This window comes from Pseudarthrobacter polychromogenes (assembly GCF_014644495.1).
Classification (GTDB): domain Bacteria; phylum Actinomycetota; class Actinomycetes; order Actinomycetales; family Micrococcaceae; genus Arthrobacter; species Arthrobacter polychromogenes.
In genome coordinates, this window is sequence record NZ_BMKU01000024.1 from 1 (window position 1) to 16,158 (window position 16,158).

14 protein-coding genes and 1 tRNA gene are annotated in these 16,158 nt (G+C 65.1%); 6 read left to right on the forward strand and 9 right to left on the reverse strand.

The window, feature by feature from the left end; genetic code table 11:
• Positions 1–67: 67 nt before the first annotated feature.
• On the reverse strand, positions 68–1,084 hold the full coding sequence (locus IEX43_RS19945; RefSeq protein ID WP_188813985.1) for an asparaginase: 1,017 nt from the start codon (positions 1,082–1,084) through the stop codon (positions 68–70).
• A 36-nt stretch (positions 1,085–1,120) separates the two neighbouring features.
• Positions 1,121–2,728, reverse strand: coding sequence for a molybdopterin-dependent oxidoreductase (locus IEX43_RS19950; protein WP_188813987.1), 1,608 nt, complete (start codon positions 2,726–2,728; stop codon positions 1,121–1,123).
• Between the two features lie 110 nt (positions 2,729–2,838).
• Between IEX43_RS19950 and purD the strand changes: the two genes are divergently transcribed.
• Together purD and IEX43_RS19960 are read left to right on the forward strand one after the other, a co-directional pair.
• Entirely contained in the window at positions 2,839–4,155 is a 1,317-nt protein-coding gene (gene purD / locus IEX43_RS19955) for a phosphoribosylamine--glycine ligase (protein WP_188814005.1), read from the forward strand.
• A 1-nt stretch (position 4,156) separates the two neighbouring features.
• A complete protein-coding gene (locus tag IEX43_RS19960) occupies positions 4,157–5,095 on the forward strand; it encodes a phosphoribosylaminoimidazolesuccinocarboxamide synthase (RefSeq protein WP_188813989.1) in 939 nt (312 codons plus the stop codon).
• A gap of 36 nt (positions 5,096–5,131) precedes the next feature.
• Here IEX43_RS19960 and IEX43_RS19965 read toward each other — a convergent pair whose 3' ends face one another.
• Positions 5,132–6,397 (reverse strand): helix-turn-helix domain-containing protein, encoded by a 1,266-nt coding sequence (locus IEX43_RS19965; protein ID WP_188813992.1) that lies wholly within the window; start codon positions 6,395–6,397, stop codon positions 5,132–5,134.
• Between the two features lie 133 nt (positions 6,398–6,530).
• On the opposite strand from IEX43_RS19965, the gene IEX43_RS19970 reads away from it, so the two are divergent.
• A complete protein-coding gene (locus IEX43_RS19970) occupies positions 6,531–6,746 on the forward strand; it encodes a hypothetical protein (protein WP_104184746.1) in 216 nt (71 codons plus the stop codon).
• A 104-nt stretch (positions 6,747–6,850) separates the two neighbouring features.
• Here the strand turns inward: IEX43_RS19970 and IEX43_RS19975 are convergent.
• The 5 genes from IEX43_RS19975 to IEX43_RS19995 form a co-directional block, all read right to left on the reverse strand.
• Positions 6,851–6,927 (reverse strand) — tRNA-Pro (locus tag IEX43_RS19975).
• Between the two features lie 68 nt (positions 6,928–6,995).
• Positions 6,996–8,822: an ABC transporter ATP-binding protein gene (locus tag IEX43_RS19980; protein WP_188813994.1), complete on the reverse strand. Its 1,827-nt coding sequence runs from the start codon at positions 8,820–8,822 to the stop codon at positions 6,996–6,998.
• Positions 8,819–10,639, reverse strand: coding sequence for an ABC transporter ATP-binding protein (locus IEX43_RS19985; protein ID WP_188813995.1), 1,821 nt, complete (start codon positions 10,637–10,639; stop codon positions 8,819–8,821). The genes IEX43_RS19980 and IEX43_RS19985 overlap by 4 nt, the downstream gene beginning before the upstream one ends.
• 153 nt (positions 10,640–10,792) lie before the next feature.
• Positions 10,793–11,740 (reverse strand): metallophosphoesterase, encoded by a 948-nt coding sequence (locus IEX43_RS19990; RefSeq protein WP_188813997.1) that lies wholly within the window; start codon positions 11,738–11,740, stop codon positions 10,793–10,795.
• A 6-nt stretch (positions 11,741–11,746) separates the two neighbouring features.
• Entirely contained in the window at positions 11,747–14,089 is a 2,343-nt protein-coding gene (locus tag IEX43_RS19995) for a transglycosylase domain-containing protein (RefSeq protein WP_188813999.1), read from the reverse strand.
• Between the two features lie 37 nt (positions 14,090–14,126).
• On the opposite strand from IEX43_RS19995, the gene IEX43_RS20000 reads away from it, so the two are divergent.
• The 3 genes from IEX43_RS20000 to IEX43_RS20010 are packed head-to-tail and all read left to right on the forward strand — an operon-like array spanning position 14,127 to position 15,744.
• A complete protein-coding gene (locus tag IEX43_RS20000; protein WP_159828426.1) occupies positions 14,127–14,282 on the forward strand; it encodes a DUF4177 domain-containing protein in 156 nt (51 codons plus the stop codon).
• A gap of 1 nt (position 14,283) precedes the next feature.
• Entirely contained in the window at positions 14,284–14,817 is a 534-nt protein-coding gene (locus tag IEX43_RS20005) for a RidA family protein (RefSeq protein ID WP_066278949.1), read from the forward strand.
• A 15-nt stretch (positions 14,818–14,832) separates the two neighbouring features.
• Positions 14,833–15,744: an NUDIX hydrolase gene (locus tag IEX43_RS20010; RefSeq protein ID WP_188814001.1), complete on the forward strand. Its 912-nt coding sequence runs from the start codon at positions 14,833–14,835 to the stop codon at positions 15,742–15,744.
• Here IEX43_RS20010 and IEX43_RS20015 read toward each other — a convergent pair.
• Positions 15,741–15,929, reverse strand: coding sequence for a hypothetical protein (locus tag IEX43_RS20015; protein ID WP_188814003.1), 189 nt, complete (start codon positions 15,927–15,929; stop codon positions 15,741–15,743). The genes IEX43_RS20010 and IEX43_RS20015 overlap by 4 nt on opposite strands.
• Positions 15,930–16,158 lie beyond the last annotated feature (229 nt).

Genomic DNA, 16,158 nt, shown 5'->3' on the forward strand with positions numbered 1-16,158 from the left:
CAAGACAGAAGTTCGCGACACACCTTAAGCATTCCAGCCAGCCATCCCTCGATTTAGGAGACACGCCCTAGTCCAGAAGTGCCGAGACCGCCGGGCCGAGCCGGATCTTGCCCACTGGCCGGCCGCCGCCCATGACGGGATCAACCACCCTCTCCAGGACGCCGGCAACAGCGGGGATGTCCACCGCGCCGGCCGCAGCCAGGAGGGTCAGGGCCACCAGTGAGGTGGCACGCACGTTCCCGTCCAGGACCTTCACGGCCACGGAGACTCCCTGCGCTGTGGCCATGGCCAGCACGCCCTCAGCTCCGATCTTGGCAATAATCTCCAGCTCATCCATCACCAGAGTGTTGGCCTCGCCAATGCCTTGGACCGCCCAGGGGTAGTCCAGCATGGAGGTGGCGATGGTGGCGGCGCGGGCGCTGAAGCTTTGGTCGCCCGGTGCTTTTGACAGCTGCGAGTACCCCCGGGCAAGTCCCTTGAGGGATACCGCTGCCACGGGTGCGCCGCAGCCGTCGATACCCAGGTGGGCAATCTTCTCGCCCGTGTATTCCTCAACTACGGTGCGGACCCGCTGCTGCAGCGGATGGTTGGGCTCCAGGTAGCTGTGTATGTCCCACCCGTTCTCTGTGCAGGCCCACAGAAAAGCCGCGTGCTTGCCGGAGCAGTTGAACGCCAGGCGCGACTTCCCCTTTTCGGAGCGCACCAGCCAGTTCCGGGCCGTCTCATCCTGCGGCCACGCCTCCGGGCACTGCAGCTGGTCCTCACGGACTCCAGCGGCCTTGAGCATTCCCGCCACCACGTCCATATGGTCCAGTGACCCGGTGTGGCTTCCGCAGGCTACAGCTACCTGGGCGCCCCGCAGCGGGACGCCGGACTGCATGGACGCCAAAGCCTGGAAAGGCTTGAGCGTGGACCTGGCCAGGATGGGCGTGTTGATGTCGCCCAGCTCAGTAACCACGGATCCGTCCGCTGCCAGGAGGACGGCGGACCCGATGTGGCGGGATTCCACAAAACCGCTGCGTTCGACGACGGCCAGTTCCACGGCGGAGTCCACGGTAAAGGTGGCATGGGGGTTGTGGGGCATGGTGCCAGTCTATGGGTCGCCCCCCGGAATGCCTCGCTATTCCACGGTGACCATCACGGACTGCCACCCGGACGCGCCGTCGGGAACAGGGTCGGCGCGCTGGTCCGTCTGTACCTCGCCGGAGCCGTCGGTGGCCCGGACCTTGATGTAGTGCTGCCCGGGAGTGGCGTCCCACTGGTAGGACCATTGCCGCCAGGTGACCAGCGACGCCTCCGTGGAAAGCTCGGCTTCCATCCAGTCGCCGTCGTCCACCTGGATTTCCACCTTGGTGATCCCCCGGGTCTGTGCCCAGGCGGTGCCGCCCACGGCAACCTTCCCGGCAGGTACCTTGGCGAAGGACTTGGGAACGTCCACCCGCGCCATGGTCTTGATGGGGCCGCGTTCGGACCAGCCCCGTTCCGTCCAGTACGCCTTGCTGTCGGCGAACCGGGTGACCTCCAGGTCCACCACCCACTTGGTGGCGGACACGAATCCGTACAGGCCGGGGACCACCATCCGCACCGGGTAACCGTGCTCCAGCGGGAGCGGCTCGCCGTTCATGCCGATGGCCAGCATTGCGTCCCGGTCGTCCTGCAGCACTTCCAGGGGCGTTGAGGCGCTGAAGCCGTCGATGGAGGTGGAGAGCACCATGTCCGCGCCATCCTTGGGCCGAGCGCGCTTGAGTACTTCGCGGAGGGGGAACCCCAGCCATTTGGCGTTGCCGGCGAGGTTGCCGCCCACGGGGTTGGACACGCAGGTGAGCGTCACATGGGACTCGATCAGGTCGGCGTCGAGCAGGTCCTGGAAGGTGAGCCGGATTTCCTCCTCAACCATGCCGTGGACGCGGAGCTCCCAGTCCGCCACGTCGATTTCCGGCACGCTGAGTGCGGTGTCGATGCGGTAAAAATCGCCGTTCGGAGTCACCCATGGCTGCACCCCGGGCACCGGAGACTGGACGCCGGCGGGAACGGCAGGCGCCGCCTTGGCGGGCGAGGGCAGCTGCAGGGCATCCCGCGCCTGGAGGATATTGCTGCGTGCGGCGCCCAGCATCCGGCCTCCTGTTGCGGCCAGGCCGGCTGCGGCTGCGGTGATTCCGGCCGCCGCGAAAAAGCGGCGGCGGCTGGTGGCGGAGCGGGGCGAGGTGCCCGGCGCGGCCACCACGTCAGGGTAGTCAGCGACGGCGCTTCCGGCCGGCGCTTCCGGCCACGCCTTGGTTGCCGGCAGCTTCTTGACCAGGAACCGCAGCACCAGGAGGCCGGCCAGGGTTCCGGCCACTGACGGCAGCGCTTCAAATGCCCCCACGCCGGCGCGGGTCACAACGCTGGCCACGATGACGGCGCCCATGAACAGGACGCCAAGGACACCCAGCGCCCATTTGCGGTAGGCCACCACCCCCAGCACGCAAGCCAGCACTGCAATGGTCAGGCCCATGCCCACGAAGAGCGCAACTTTGTCATTGGTGCCGAACGTGGCGATGGCGAAGTCCTTCAGCCAGGAGGGCGTGAAGTCGATGAAGGTTGATCCCAGGGCGATCACCGGCGTTGCGCGGGCGGTGAAGAAGGCCCCGAGCAGTTCGGCCACGGCAAGGACGACGGCGGCCGCCACCACACCTGCCAGCGCCGCCATTGCAGTGGGTCCCCGGAACCAGTTCTTCAGTTTCTCCATGAACCGTATTCGGAGCGAACAGGGTCCGGGATTGTGTCCTTGGCCCCGCAGGGCATCGACGGTGACACAGCTTAGGAGCCTGCAGGGTGCACAAAGTACCCTTGGAGACTGTGAAGGTACTCGTCATTGGCCCCGGAGGCCGCGAACACGCCATTGTCCGCTCCCTGCTCGCCGACCCCAACGTGTCCGAGGTCCATGCAGCTCCCGGCAACGCCGGTATCAGCAAACTGGTCCCCACCCACAAAATTGACGGCAACGATCCCGACGCCGTCGCCGCGCTGGCCACCAGGCTGACGGTGGACCTGGTGGTGGTTGGGCCCGAGGCTCCGCTGGCCGCGGGTGTGTCCGATGCCGTCCGTGCGGCCGGTATCCCCGTGTTCGGTCCCAGCAAGGCCGCAGCCCAGCTGGAGGCGTCCAAGGCCTTCGCCAAGGAAATCATGGCCGAAGCGGGAGTGCCCACGGCCATGGCCATGGTGGCCACGAACGCGGAGGAGGCCGAATCGGCCCTGGATACCTTCGGTGCACCCTACGTGGTGAAGGATGACGGGCTCGCCGCAGGCAAGGGCGTGGTGGTCACCAAGGACCGCGGGGAGGCCCTGGCCCATGCGCAGTCCTGCTTCGATGCCGGCGGCTCCGTGGTGATCGAGGAGTTCCTGGACGGTCCCGAGGTTTCGCTGTTCGTCCTTTGCGACGGCCACAACACCGTGGCACTTTCACCCGCCCAGGACTTCAAGCGGATTTTCGACAACGACGAGGGCCCCAACACCGGCGGAATGGGTGCCTACACTCCGCTCGAGTGGGCGCCGGAAGGCCTCGTCCAGGAAGTCATTGAGCGCGTGGCCCAGCCCACCGTCAACGAGATGGCCCGGCGCGGCACCCCGTTCGTCGGCGTGCTGTTCGTGGGGCTGGCCCTCACCTCGCGCGGCACCCGCGTCATCGAGTTCAATGTCCGCTTTGGTGATCCGGAAACACAGGCCGTGCTGGCACGGCTCAAGACCCCGCTCGGCGCCCTGCTGCTGGCAGCCGCCAAGGGCGAACTGGACAAGGCAGAAGAGCTGCGGTGGGCCAAGGAAACTGCCGTCGCCGTCGTCGTCGCGTCCGAAAACTATCCTGACACTCCCCGCACAGGGGACCGCATCCGCGGGCTCAAGAAGGTGGAGGAGCTCGACGGCGTCCACGTCATCCACGCCGGCACGGCCTTCGACGAGGACGGCAAAGTGGTGTCCGCCGGCGGGCGTGTGCTCGCCGTCGTCGCCCTCGGCAGCGACCTCGTGGACGCGCGTGAAAAAGCGTACGACGGCGTGGAGCTGGTCCAGCTTGAAGGCTCGCAGTTCCGCACCGACATTGGCGGAAAAGCCGCCCGCGGGGAAATAAAGGTCCCGTCCACCGCCAGCGCATCCCTCCACGGGACCAAGACGAAGGCCTGACATGAGCAACGATCCAGCACCCCGCGGTTTCAACACCAAGACCCTCGACCTTCCCGGCTGGACGCACGTCTACTCCGGCAAGGTAAGGGACCTCTACGAGCCGGCAGACGAGGCTATCCTGCAGCGTATGGGCCAGGACTGCGTACTGGTGGTGGCCAGCGACCGGATCAGCGCCTTTGACCACGTCCTGTCCTCCTTGATTCCGGACAAGGGACGCATCCTCACCCAGCTCAGCCTGTGGTGGTTCGACCAGCTGGACGTGGACCACCACGTCCTGGGCTCCACGGTGGAAGACGGCGTCCCGGCCGAGGTGGAAGGCCGGGCCATGATCTGCAAGAAGCTGGACATGTTCCCGGTGGAGTGCATCGCCCGCGGCTACCTCACAGGCTCCGGCCTGCAGGAGTACAAGGCCTCGGGGACCGTGTGCAGCATTCCGCTGCCGGAGGGCCTGGTTGACGGGTCGCGGCTGGACCACGCCATCTTCACGCCGTCGGCCAAGGCCGAGGTGGGCGAGCACGACGAGAACATCACGTACGACGCCGTGGCGGCAATGGTGGGCGACGATATCGCCGGACGCTTGAGCGAGCTGACGCTCAAGATCTACAACGCCGCTGAGCAAGTTACCCGTGAGCGTGGCATCATCCTGGCCGATACGAAGGTCGAATTTGGCTATGACCCGGTCACGGGGCTCATCACCCTGGGGGATGAGGTGCTGACGCCGGATTCCTCGCGCTTCTGGGATGCCGCCACCTACCAGCCGGGCCAGGCACAGCCGTCCTACGACAAACAGTATGTGCGCGATTGGCTGACGTCTGCTGAATCAGGCTGGGACAGGTCCTCGGATACGGCGCCACCGGCGCTGCCCCACGAGGTTGTTGACCGTACCCGCGGCCGCTACGTCGAGGCCTACGAAAAACTGACGGGGAAAACCTTCGCCTGACGGAGCCCCAGCTGCTCCCGGCGGATGGTGCTTTACCTAGCTGGCTTTGGCAGCGGCCGCGGCGCGCTGCTGGGCCAGTTTTATTTCCAGGACCGCGTCCATTGCCTGCTGGACGCGGTCAGCCGCTCCTGCCGCACTGAAGGCCTTCTGGGCTTCCTCGAGGTGCACCAGGGCTTCCTCGGATTCGCCTGCGGCCTTGAGGGACTTGCCCAGCAGCAGCGAGACTTCACCGGCGGTGTGCTTTGCCAGGTGGGCGCGCTCCGCATGGATCTCGCGGAGCTTCTCGACGGCGGCAACAATGTCCCCGGTCAGGTACAGCCAGCGGGCGCGGATGAAGGCGACCTCCAACTGGTCGGACTTGTTGCCACCCACGATGGACAGGGCCAGTTCGGCCCGTTCGATCGATGACAGTGTCTCGGGCTCAACGATCCCTGAGGACAGGCGAACGGCCGCAGAGGCCTTGTTGAACCGTGCCCACAGTTCGATGTCGTTGGCGGGGGAGAGCAGCCGGGCTGCCCGTTCGTGGTGCTTGATGCCTTCCTGGTAGTCGTGCCGCATGAAGGCCACGTTGCCGATCACCCAGGCCACTTCGCCGGCGAGCTGGGACATGGAGTGCTCATCCACGTGGTCGATCATCGCCTGGCAGTATTTCCAGGCTTCGTCGAGCCGGCCGCTTTCGGCCAGTGCGCCGATCAGTGCCCGGTGGGCGCCGATGATGAGGGTGGAACCCTTCGGCAGCTGCGAACACAGCCGCACGGCCTCCATGGCGTGGTCCACGGCTGCGCTCAGCTGGCCCTGGCCCTGGGCGATGCCGGCGAGCATCTGGCGGGCCCGTACAGCGAGGCCTGCTGATTCCGTGGCCATGGGGTGCTCCAGCAGGTGCTGCATAATGCGCTGGCATTCCTGCCAGTTGCCCTGCTTGATGAGGCACTCCGCCTGCATGTACGTCATGTTCCACCAGGCGCTCGTGTTCCTGCCTTCGAGGGCTATTTTGGCAGCCGTGGCGGCGTGGCTGGCCGCAAGCTGGTAGTCCCTCAGGTCCCAGGCCTGCCGGGCGTACAACCCGGCGAGGACGTATTCGGCATCGCTCACCGAGATGGGCTGGCTCCAGGCCTCAAGTGCTTTGGGTGCCAGTTCCAGCCTGCGTGCAAGTTCCTCGATGACCTCCGCCGTAGGTTCCCTGCGGCCGGTCTCAAGTAGTGAAATATAGCTGGGGGAATACAGGTCCTTTCCCAGTTCCGCCTGTGTCAGCCCCCGTTCGAGACGCTCCGCACGGAGCTTCTCCCCGAATCCGTTGCCCACGGGATTTCCTCCTTTTCCGGACGGTCTTCGTACAAAATGCTTGACAGTCCCTGTGGAAAACATTTTACAATGTATGTCAACAAGGACAGTGCTGGCTTTGTAACGAATCCGACTCGTATTGAGGAACCCATTTATGTTGAAGAAGATCGCAACCGCGGCCGTACTGGCAGGCGCACTTGCTTTTTCTGCTGCGGCTCCAGCTGTCCTGTCTGCCGGTTCCATCGCGGACTCCACCAGTATTTCGGCAAAAGTTGGAAACTGGCCTGACCCGATGTCCAAGAAGACCAAGGACAAGGGCGCAGATACCTCGTACACCACGTACGTAGGCAACTGGCCCGACCCGATGTAATAGCTTCCTCACACACGGAGGCGAGGACGGCCCCGGAGCGCAAGCTTCGGGGCCGTTCCTTTTAAGTAGAAAGAGGGCCTCCGCAAGGAGACCCTCTTCCATTTTGGTCGGGATGACAGGATTTGAACCTGCGACCTCTTCGTCCCGAACGAAGCGCGCTACCAAGCTGCGCTACATCCCGATCCGCTGCAAAAGCAACTTTACAAGAATAGCCGATGCCGGGTCCCGATGCGAAATCCCGGACGAAAGTCAGACCAACGAATCCTTCCAGGCGCCGTGGAGGTCCGCAAAGCGGCCGCCGCCGCCAATGAGTTCGGCCGGGCTCCCGTCCTCCACGATCCGGCCGTCGTGCACCACCAGCACCCTGTCAGCGGTTTCCACCGTGGACAGGCGGTGGGCAATGATGAGCGCCGTCCTGCGGGCCGCTTCCGTGCCCGCCAGGAGCCGCGCCAGGCCCTGCTGCACCAGCCTCTCGGACGGGATGTCCAGGGAGGACGTTGCCTCGTCCAGGATCAGCACGGCCGGACGGGCCAGGAACGCCCGGGCAAAACTGATGAGCTGCCGCTGCCCGGACGAGACGCGTCCGCCGCGTTTATTAACGTCGGTGTCGTAGCCTTCGGGCAGTTCCATGATGAAGTCGTGGGCGCCCACGGCTTTGGCCGCTTCCTCGATCTCCGCCCGGGAAGCCTCCGGGCGGCCCAGGGCGATGTTGTCCGCCACCGAGCCACTGAACAGGAATGCCTCCTGGGTGACCATCACGATGTTGCGGCGCAGGTCCGTGGTGCCCAGGTGGCGGACGTCGACGCCGTCGAGCGTGAGGGAACCGGCGGAGACGTCGTAGAAGCGTGCTATCAGCTTCGCCAAGGTGGACTTGCCGGCACCCGTCTGTCCTACCAGGGCAACTGTCTGGCCCGCGGGAATGTGCAGGTCCATAGTGGGGACAATCAGCGGGCCCGCGCCGTAGCGGAACTCCACGCCGTTGAAGTCGATGGCTCCCTGGGCCTGCTTCAGTGCGACCGGGTTCTTGGGCGGGCGGACCGTCGGCACCTCTTCCAGGAGCCCCGACACCTTCTCGAGCGCGGCTTGCGCACTCTGGAAGGAGTTGTAGAACATGGCCATCTGGTCCACCGGCTGGAAGAACCGCTTGGTGGAGAGGATGAGTGCCAGCAGCACCCCGACCTCCAGGTCGCCGCCTAGGACGCGGAAGCCGCCGAAGAGCAGGACCACAGCCACACAGACGTTGCCGATCAGGACCAGCCCCGGCTGGAAGATGCCGTTGAGGTTGATGGAGCGCACGGTGACCCGCCGGTAGTCCTCAGCGAGCTGGCCGTAACGGCCGGAGTTTTCCTGCTCCTTGCGGAAGGCCTTGACGGCGCGGATGCCGGTCATGGTTTCCACGAAGTGCACAATCAGCCGGGCAGACACCACGCGGGATTCGCGGAAGGCGATCTGGGAGTGCTTCTGGTACCAGCGGGCCAGGAAGAACATGGGCACGCCGGCGGCCAGCACCAGCAGCCCGCTCCGCCAGTCCAGGGCAAACACGGTGATGGCGGTGAAGACCATGAACAGCATGCCTGACGCCAGTGAGCTGACGCCGGAGTCCAGGAGTTCGCGGAGGGCTTCCAGGTCCGAGGTCTGCCGGGCGATGATCCGGCCCGACGTGTACTTTTCGTGGAACTCGAGGCTCAGGCCCTGGGTCTGGCGGAAGACCCGCAGGCGGAGGTCCAGCAGCATGGCCTGGCTGAGCTTCGCAGTGGAGGTGACGTACAAAGCCGTGAGCCCCGCCGTCGCAATGGCAGCAAGGAGGTAGGCGGCACCGGTGAACACCAGGGGTGCGTTGTCCCCGGCCTGCAGGGCAGGCAGGGCGCGGTCGATGCCAAAGGCGATCAGCGCCGGACCGGCAACCCTTGCCGCCTGTGAGAGGACCACCATGGCAATGGTCAGCCAGAACCGGAGCCGCACCGGCCGGATCAGTGACCGCAGGAGCGCCAGTGACCGCCGTCGGACGGCCCTGCTGTCACTCTTGCTGAGGTGCGCGTTGTCTTCATTGGCAGTGCCGAAGGAGGCGGTGCTCATCGGGTGACCTCCGCTTCCTGGATGGCTGCTTCTTCCTTGAGGTCCGAGAGCTCCGTGTCCAGGCCCCGGGGTTCCTGGTCCAGGCTCGCAATGACGTAGCGGTAATGGTCGTTGCCCGCCAGCAGTTCCGTGTGGGTTCCGACGGCGGTGATCCGGCCTTCCTCAAGCAGCGCCACCCGGTCCGCGAGGGCCACGGTGGACGGCCTGTGCGCGACGATCAGGGTGGTGGTGTCCTTCAGGACGGCACGGAGCCGGGTCTCCACCAGTTCCTCCGTGTGGACGTCAAGGGCGGAGAGCGGGTCATCCAGCACGAGCACGCGGGGGCGGGCCGCGATGGCACGGGCCAGGGCGATCCGCTGGCGCTGGCCCCCGGACAGGCTCAGGCCTTCCTCGCCGATCAGGGTGTCCAGGCCCTCCGGCAGGGAGTACGCGAAGTGTGCCTGGGCCACATCCAGTGCTTCCTCCAGGACGGCGTCGCTGCGGACCGGGGCGCCGAGCAGCACATTGTCCCGGACGGAGTTGGAGAACAGGGTGGTGTCCTCGAACGCCACCGCCACGATGCGGCGCAGTTCCTCCACGTCGAAGTCCCGCAGGTCCACGCCGTCGATGCTGATGGATCCGTCGGTGACGTCGTACAGCCGGGGCACCAGCTGGAGCAGCGCGCTCTTGCCGCTGCCCGTGATCCCAACGAGGGCCATCGTTTCACCGGGACGGACGTCCAGGTCAACGTCTTTCAGGATGGGCTTGTCCGGAGCATCCTCAAAGGCGAAGGTGGCCTTCCGGAGACTGAGTGCGCCGGCGAGCTGGCGCGGCAGGCGCGGTTCCGGGGGACTGGTGATGGTGTTGGCGGAATCCATGACTTCGTAGTGGCGGTCGACGGCGGTCTTGGCAGTGAGTGCCATGGCCAGCAGCATGCCGGAGAATTCAACAGGTGAGGCGATGACGGCCGCCGTGGCAAAGAACGCCACCAACGCACCGATGCTCAGTTGCCCGCTGGCGCAGAGCATGATGCCCACCACCAGGCCCGCGCCGAGGGCAAGTTCCGGCAAGAGCGTGACCACCATGGTGAACATGGCCTGGTGGCGCGCTTTGTCGATCTCTGTTTGGCGCAGCTCTTCGGCTTGTTCCTCGAAGTTTTCGAGTGCTTCCCGGCTGCGTCCAAAGGCCTTGAGCACACGGATGCCGTGTACCGATTCCTCAACCGTGGTGGCCAGGTCGCCGGCCTGGTCCTGGCTGCGGCGGGCCACTTTGCTGAAGCGGGTGCGGAACCGGAAGCTGTACGCCATGATGGGCAGGGCCGCGGCCAGGAAAATCAGGGCCAGCTGCCAGCTCATGGCGAACATAACGGCAATACCGATGATGACGGTGAGCGTGGTGACCACCAGCATGATGGCGCCAAACGCCATCCAGCGGCGCAGGAAGTTGAGGTCCGTCATGGCGCGGGACAGGAGCTGGCCTGAGCCCCAGCGGTCGTGGAAGGAGACCGTGAGCTCCTGCAGGTGGTCGTAGAGGGAAACCCGCATTCGGGTTTCCACTGTGGTGGCGGGATTGATCACGAACTGGCGGCGGAGTGCCACCAGTCCCGCCTCAGCTATGCCCAGGACCAGGATGATGCCGGCCGAAACCCAGATGGCTTCGCTGGCGCCGCCCGGCTTCAGCGACTCGTTGACCAGCACCCGCAGGACCTGGGGGATCGCCAGCGCAACGATACTGGCCAGCAGCGCGCACACGAGTCCCAGCAGCAGCCGTGGAATGATGGGCCGGACGTGGGGATAGAGGCGACTGATCGATCGAAAAAATGAAGATTGCTTGGCCATGCCCGCTTCTCAAGCTCTAAAACGAATGTAGTTTCCCTTAGCAACTACCCTATGCCATGGACGTGAGGCGGTTCACAGGAATTTCGGCGTGATACAGAGCTTGCCCAGTTATTGCGTTCTGCAATGCAGCATGATGCTGCACGCGCGGCAGGATCAGCTGGGTGAGGTGAGGGTCAGCAGGACTGCCTCGGGCTTGCAGGCGATCCTTACCGGGGCGAAGCGGGAGGTGCCGATGCCGCCGGACACGTTGACCGGCGTCGTACTTCCGTTGCTCTGCCAGTCATTAAGCCCTTTTGCCCGCCACGTGGGAAGGTCGCAGTTGGCCACCAGCGCGCCGTAGCCCGGGACGCAGATCTGGCCCCCGTGCGTGTGGCCGGCCAGCAGGAGGTCCGCGCCGTCCTCGGTGAAGTGGTCCAGCACCCGCTGGTAGGGCGCGTGGATGACGGCCACTTTGAGGTGGTCTGCGGCGTCCTGGTTTACGGTTCCACGGGGCCAGCCGGCGTACTTTTCGCGCTTCAGGTGGGGATCGTCCACGCCGGAGAAGTCGAAGCGGATGCCGTTCAGCACCAAGGACTGGTGGCGGTTGGTCAGGTCCACCCACCCGGCCATGCCGAAACCTGAGCGCAGCCGGGGCCAGTCCAGCATTTTGGGCTTGGGCTTCACCTTGGAGGGCCCCAGCAGGTACAGGGCAGGATTCTTCGGGCTCGGCGCAAAGTAGTCGTTGGAGCCTGGAACGAAGACCCCGGGGAAGTCCATCAGGGGCCGCAGGGCAGCCAGGAGGGGGTCCACGGCTTTGGGGTGGCTAAGGTTGTCGCCGGTGTTGGCCACCAGGTCCGGCTTGAGATCGGCCAGCGACTGAAGCCAGGCAGCCTTCTTTTTCTGGCCGGTAATGAAGTGGATATCGCTCAGGTGGAGGATGCGGAACGGGTTGTGTCCCGGCGGCAGGATGGCCAGGGTTTCCTCGCGGAGGACGAACTGGTCCTTCTCCCACAGGCCATACCCGAAGGCGGCTGCCCCGGCGGCGGCGCCGGCCCCTGCAGTGACGGCAAGGCCGCGTCCGAGGGTCCGGGCGCGGCCGGCAAACGTGTTGGTCGCTAGCATCGGCGGCTAGCCGTTTCCGTTTCCGTTGCCATTCCCGTTGCCGCTGTTGGTCGGCTGCGGAGCAGGCTCGGGGGCGGCCGGTGCTGAAGGCTCAGGAGCGGGCGCCGGAGCTTGGGTGGCCGGAGCCTGGGGTGCCTGAGTTGCGCGCGGCGCCGTGGTAGCCGGTGTGCGTGTGTTGCCGCCACCGTTGATCATGGAGCTGGGCGGGGCGGGGAAGGGCTCGGTGCCGTAGGCGGGCGCAATCCGGGACATGAAGTTCGAGAACATTGGCCCGGCAATCATGTAACCGTCAATACCCGGGTAGAACTTTCCGTTCACGGTGATGTTCTGGCCGGAACGGTCCTGGGCACCAAGCGCGTCACCAAACCAGGCGGCCGTGGCAAGGCCTGTGGTGTGGCCGACAACCCAGGTGGAGCCGTTATTGTTCGAGGTACCGGTCTTGGCACCGATGGGGAAGCTGGTCCGGGTGGAGATGCGGGGCTGGATCAGGGAGCCGGAGCCTCGGTTCAGCACTTCCTGGAGGGCGTAGTTCACGCCGCGGGCAACCTCGGGCTTGACCGCATCCCGGCAGCTGCTGGACTGGGCCGGTAGGGTGCCCCCGGTCTGGTCAGTGACGGCGGTGATGGCGATGGGCTCGCAGTACTTTCCGTCATTGGCGAAGGTGGCGAAGGCGCTGGCCATGGTCAGCGGAGCCGTCTGGGTGGACCCCAGCAGGTTGCCCAGCGTGGACATGTTGATCTTCGGGTTGGGCTCGCCGTCAGCCGGGAGTCCGCCATGAAGGCCAGTTGCGTCAACAATTTTCTGGATTCCGCAGAAGTCGAGCTGTGCCGCCGACGCAAAGGTGACGGTGTTGATGGAGTTGTACAGGCCTTCGAGGACGGACAGCGGCCGGTACCACTGGGGTTCCGCGTTCTGCAGGTCGTCAGCGGCGCCGAGTGACTTTTCCGCGGTGTTGTACGCGCCCGTCACCTGGCCACAGGAGTTGCGCCACCTGAAGTTGAGCGGGTAGCGGCGCTGGGCGGCATTGACCACGGTATTCATGGATTTGCCCTCCTCAAGCCACTGGGCGAACGTGAACGGCTTCATGGTGGAGCCGGGCTGCGCGCCGCCCAGGCCGTTGAGGTCGTTGCCGTCCTTGTCCAGCTTGTCCACGTTGAAGTTCACCTGCGAGTCGAAGGCGCCTTCGGCCGGCAGGAAGGAAGTGTTCTGGGCCATCGAGACGATCTTGCCGGAGTTGGGCTGCACGGACACCATGGCAGCTCCCCACTTGTCCGGGTTGGCGCCGGCGGAGGCGTTGACCTGCTCCTGGGCTGCTGCCTGAGCGTTCGGGTCGAGCGTTGTGGTGATGGTGAGGCCGCCACCGTAAATGAGGCGAAGGCGTTCTTCACGGTCTGCACCATATGCCGGGTTGTTCTCCAACAGATGCAGCACGTAGTCGCAGAAGTACGGGGCGGTGGACGCGTAGGCGCAGCCTTGCCGGGCGGGCGTGACGTTGGTTTCCACGGGCGTGGCGACGGCGGCGTCGTAGTCTGCCTGCGTGATCTTGCCCTGGTCCAGCATCAGGCTCAGCACCAGGTCACGGCGCTGCTTGGCGTTCTCCGGGTTGGCGATGGGGTCGAACGCGGACGGGCTGTTGACCAGGCCGGCCAGCAGCGCAGCCTGCGGAAGGGTGAGGTCCTTGGCGGTGGTGCTGAAAAAGAACCTGGACGCGGCTTCAATGCCGTAGGCGTCACGGTTGAAGAACACGATGTTCAGGTAGCCCTCAAGGATCTGCTCCTTGCTGAACTCCTTCTCCAAGGCAATGGCGAGCTTCATCTCGCGGAGCTTGTCGCCCACACCCTTGTTCACGCCATTGAGCTTGATGTCCTCGTCCCTGCCCTCGGCGGCGAGGTTTGAGTTGAGGACGTTGTTGACGTACTGCTGGGTGATGGTGGACGCGCCCTGCCGGTTTCCGCGCGCGGTGCTGACCAGCGCACGCAGGATACCCGTGGTGTCCACACCGCCGTGCTCGTAGAACCGGCTGTCCTCGACGGCGATGACGGCTTCCTTCATGAACGGCGAAATCTGGTCCAGGGCAACCTTGGTGCGGTTCTCCTTGTAGACGCTCGCGATCTCGCTGCCGTCCGCAGCCAGGATCCTGGTGGTCTGGTTGGGCGGGTCAACCTTCAGCTCATCCGGGAGGGTGTCAAAGAACTCGATCGAACCGCTTGCTGCGCTGCCTGAAACGGCCGCCGCGGGAACCAGCAGGCCTGCTACCAGGACACCACAGATCGCACTCACGCCAAGGAAAACGAGGATTTTTCCGAGGGTGGTGGCAGTGTCGAATAATGGGTTCGTACGAGTCGCCATGTTTTCCACTTTACCGGCAAGGACTAGTCTTTCTCTCATGACCAAATGGGAGTACGCGACGATTCCGCTCATTATTCACGCCACAAAGCAGATTCTTGACCAGTGGGGAGACGACGGCTGGGAGCTGGTCCAGGTTGTCACCGGACCTGACGGAAACGGCCTGGTTGCCTACCTTAAGAGGGAGAAGCAGTAGCATGAGCACCTCCGCACAGGCCCAGCCCGGCGCGGCTGACGCCCCGGTTTCCGCTGTTGAGCAGCGGCTCGCAGACCTCGGGCTTACCCTTCCGGAAGTGGCTGCGCCCGTGGCCGCTTACGTCCCTGCAGTGGTCTCCGGCAGCCACGTGTACACGTCCGGACAGCTTCCCTTTATTAACGGCAAACTCCCGGCAACAGGCAAAGTGTCGGCAGGGACCGAAGGTTACGCCGACGAGCCCACCGTTTCACCCGAGGACGCACAGCGGTTCGCAGCCATTTGCGCCGTCAACGCCCTGGCGGCCGTCAAGAGCGTCATCGGCGACCTTGACCGGATCACCCGCATCGTCAAGGTTGTGGGATTCGTCTCGTCCGATCCTTCCTTCACCGGCCAGCCCGGTGTCATCAACGGAGCCTCGGAACTGCTGGGACGCGTTCTGGGCGACGCTGGCCAGCACGCACGTTCCGCCGTCGGCGTCTCTGTGCTGCCTCTCGACTCTCCCGTCGAGGTCGAACTGATCGCCGAATTTAGCTAGGACCGGTCGTTTCCCTTGCCTCACCTCGCCCGACGGCTCTTCGCCCTTCCCCAGGACCTTGAAGGGGCGGCTCAGAGCTGGCTCGAACATGGCGAACGGACCCCGCGGGCAGCACGCCTTGCATCCTCGGTAGTGCTGCTGCGGGACTCCCCAACCGGCCTGGAAACCTGGCTGGCCTACCGGCCGGGCTCCTCGCCGCTGGGCGTCCTGGCGTTTCCCGGCGGTTCGCTGGACGCGGCCGACGACGATCCCGTCCCCTGGCTGGGCCCGTCACCACAGCATTGGGCTGAGCAGATGGGAACGGACGACGTCGGGCTGGCGCGCCGCCACGTGCTGGGCGCCATCCGCGAGCTCTTCGAGGAAACCGGCCTGCTGCTGGCCGGGCCTGACATGGCCGGCACGGTTGAAGCGACCTCAACCCCGGAATGGATGCGCGCACGCGTTGCCGTTGCCGAGCAGGAAAAGACGTTCCCAGAGGTTTTGGCCAAGCGGGGGCTGTCCGTCCGGACGGACCTGCTCAAGTCCCTGGTCAACTGGCGCAGTCCCGATTTCGCCCACCGCCGGTTCGACACCCGCTACTTTGCGGCCACCGTCCCCCTGAACCAGCAGCCCACCCTGCTGGAGGGCAAAGGTATGTGGGGCCGGTGGGTCAATGCCGCGGATGTCATCGCCGAACGCCACACCACGGCCCTGGGCGACGAAGTGGGCCAAGAAAATACTGTTGGCCGTACCCTGGGGGAGCTCCTGGTCCCCGGCTCCGAGATCATGCTCGAAAAGATGGCCGCGGCCAATGGCTGCATCGCCTACCTCAGCTACAAGCGCAAGGCCCACGTGTACCAGCCGGTTCTGGTTGAAGAGGACGGCAAGCTGATGCTTGAGGTGGAGGCCGCCAAAACAACTGCCGACGACCCCCAGCGCGAACGCTAGATTCGTCTGAGCAGGGAGTATGGGCGGCTGGGAAGGGTCCCGGCGGTCCAGTCTTGAGCGGGTGATTCCAGCGGAATCCGGCCGCGGCCGTCGCGGATCACCAGGACCACCGTGCCGGCTGTGGCGGCCAAGGCCGCCAGTCCCAGCAGGATCAACAGGACACCCATAGCCACTGACATCGCCATGCACCTCGTGCCTTAATTCTACCGCCGCCCCACCGGACGCTCTCTCACTTAACGCGGGTTTCAGCGTGACGTTCTCTCACTTAACACAGCTTTTGGTGTGACGCTCTCTCACTCGGACTGCCACGGTGAGCGAGGGTTTACAGAAAAGCTGCAGGAGATGAGAGTGTCCCTATGTTTTTCGTCAAGCTGCTGTTGGTGTTTGGGCTTGGTAGAGGCTGCCGTCGCGGAG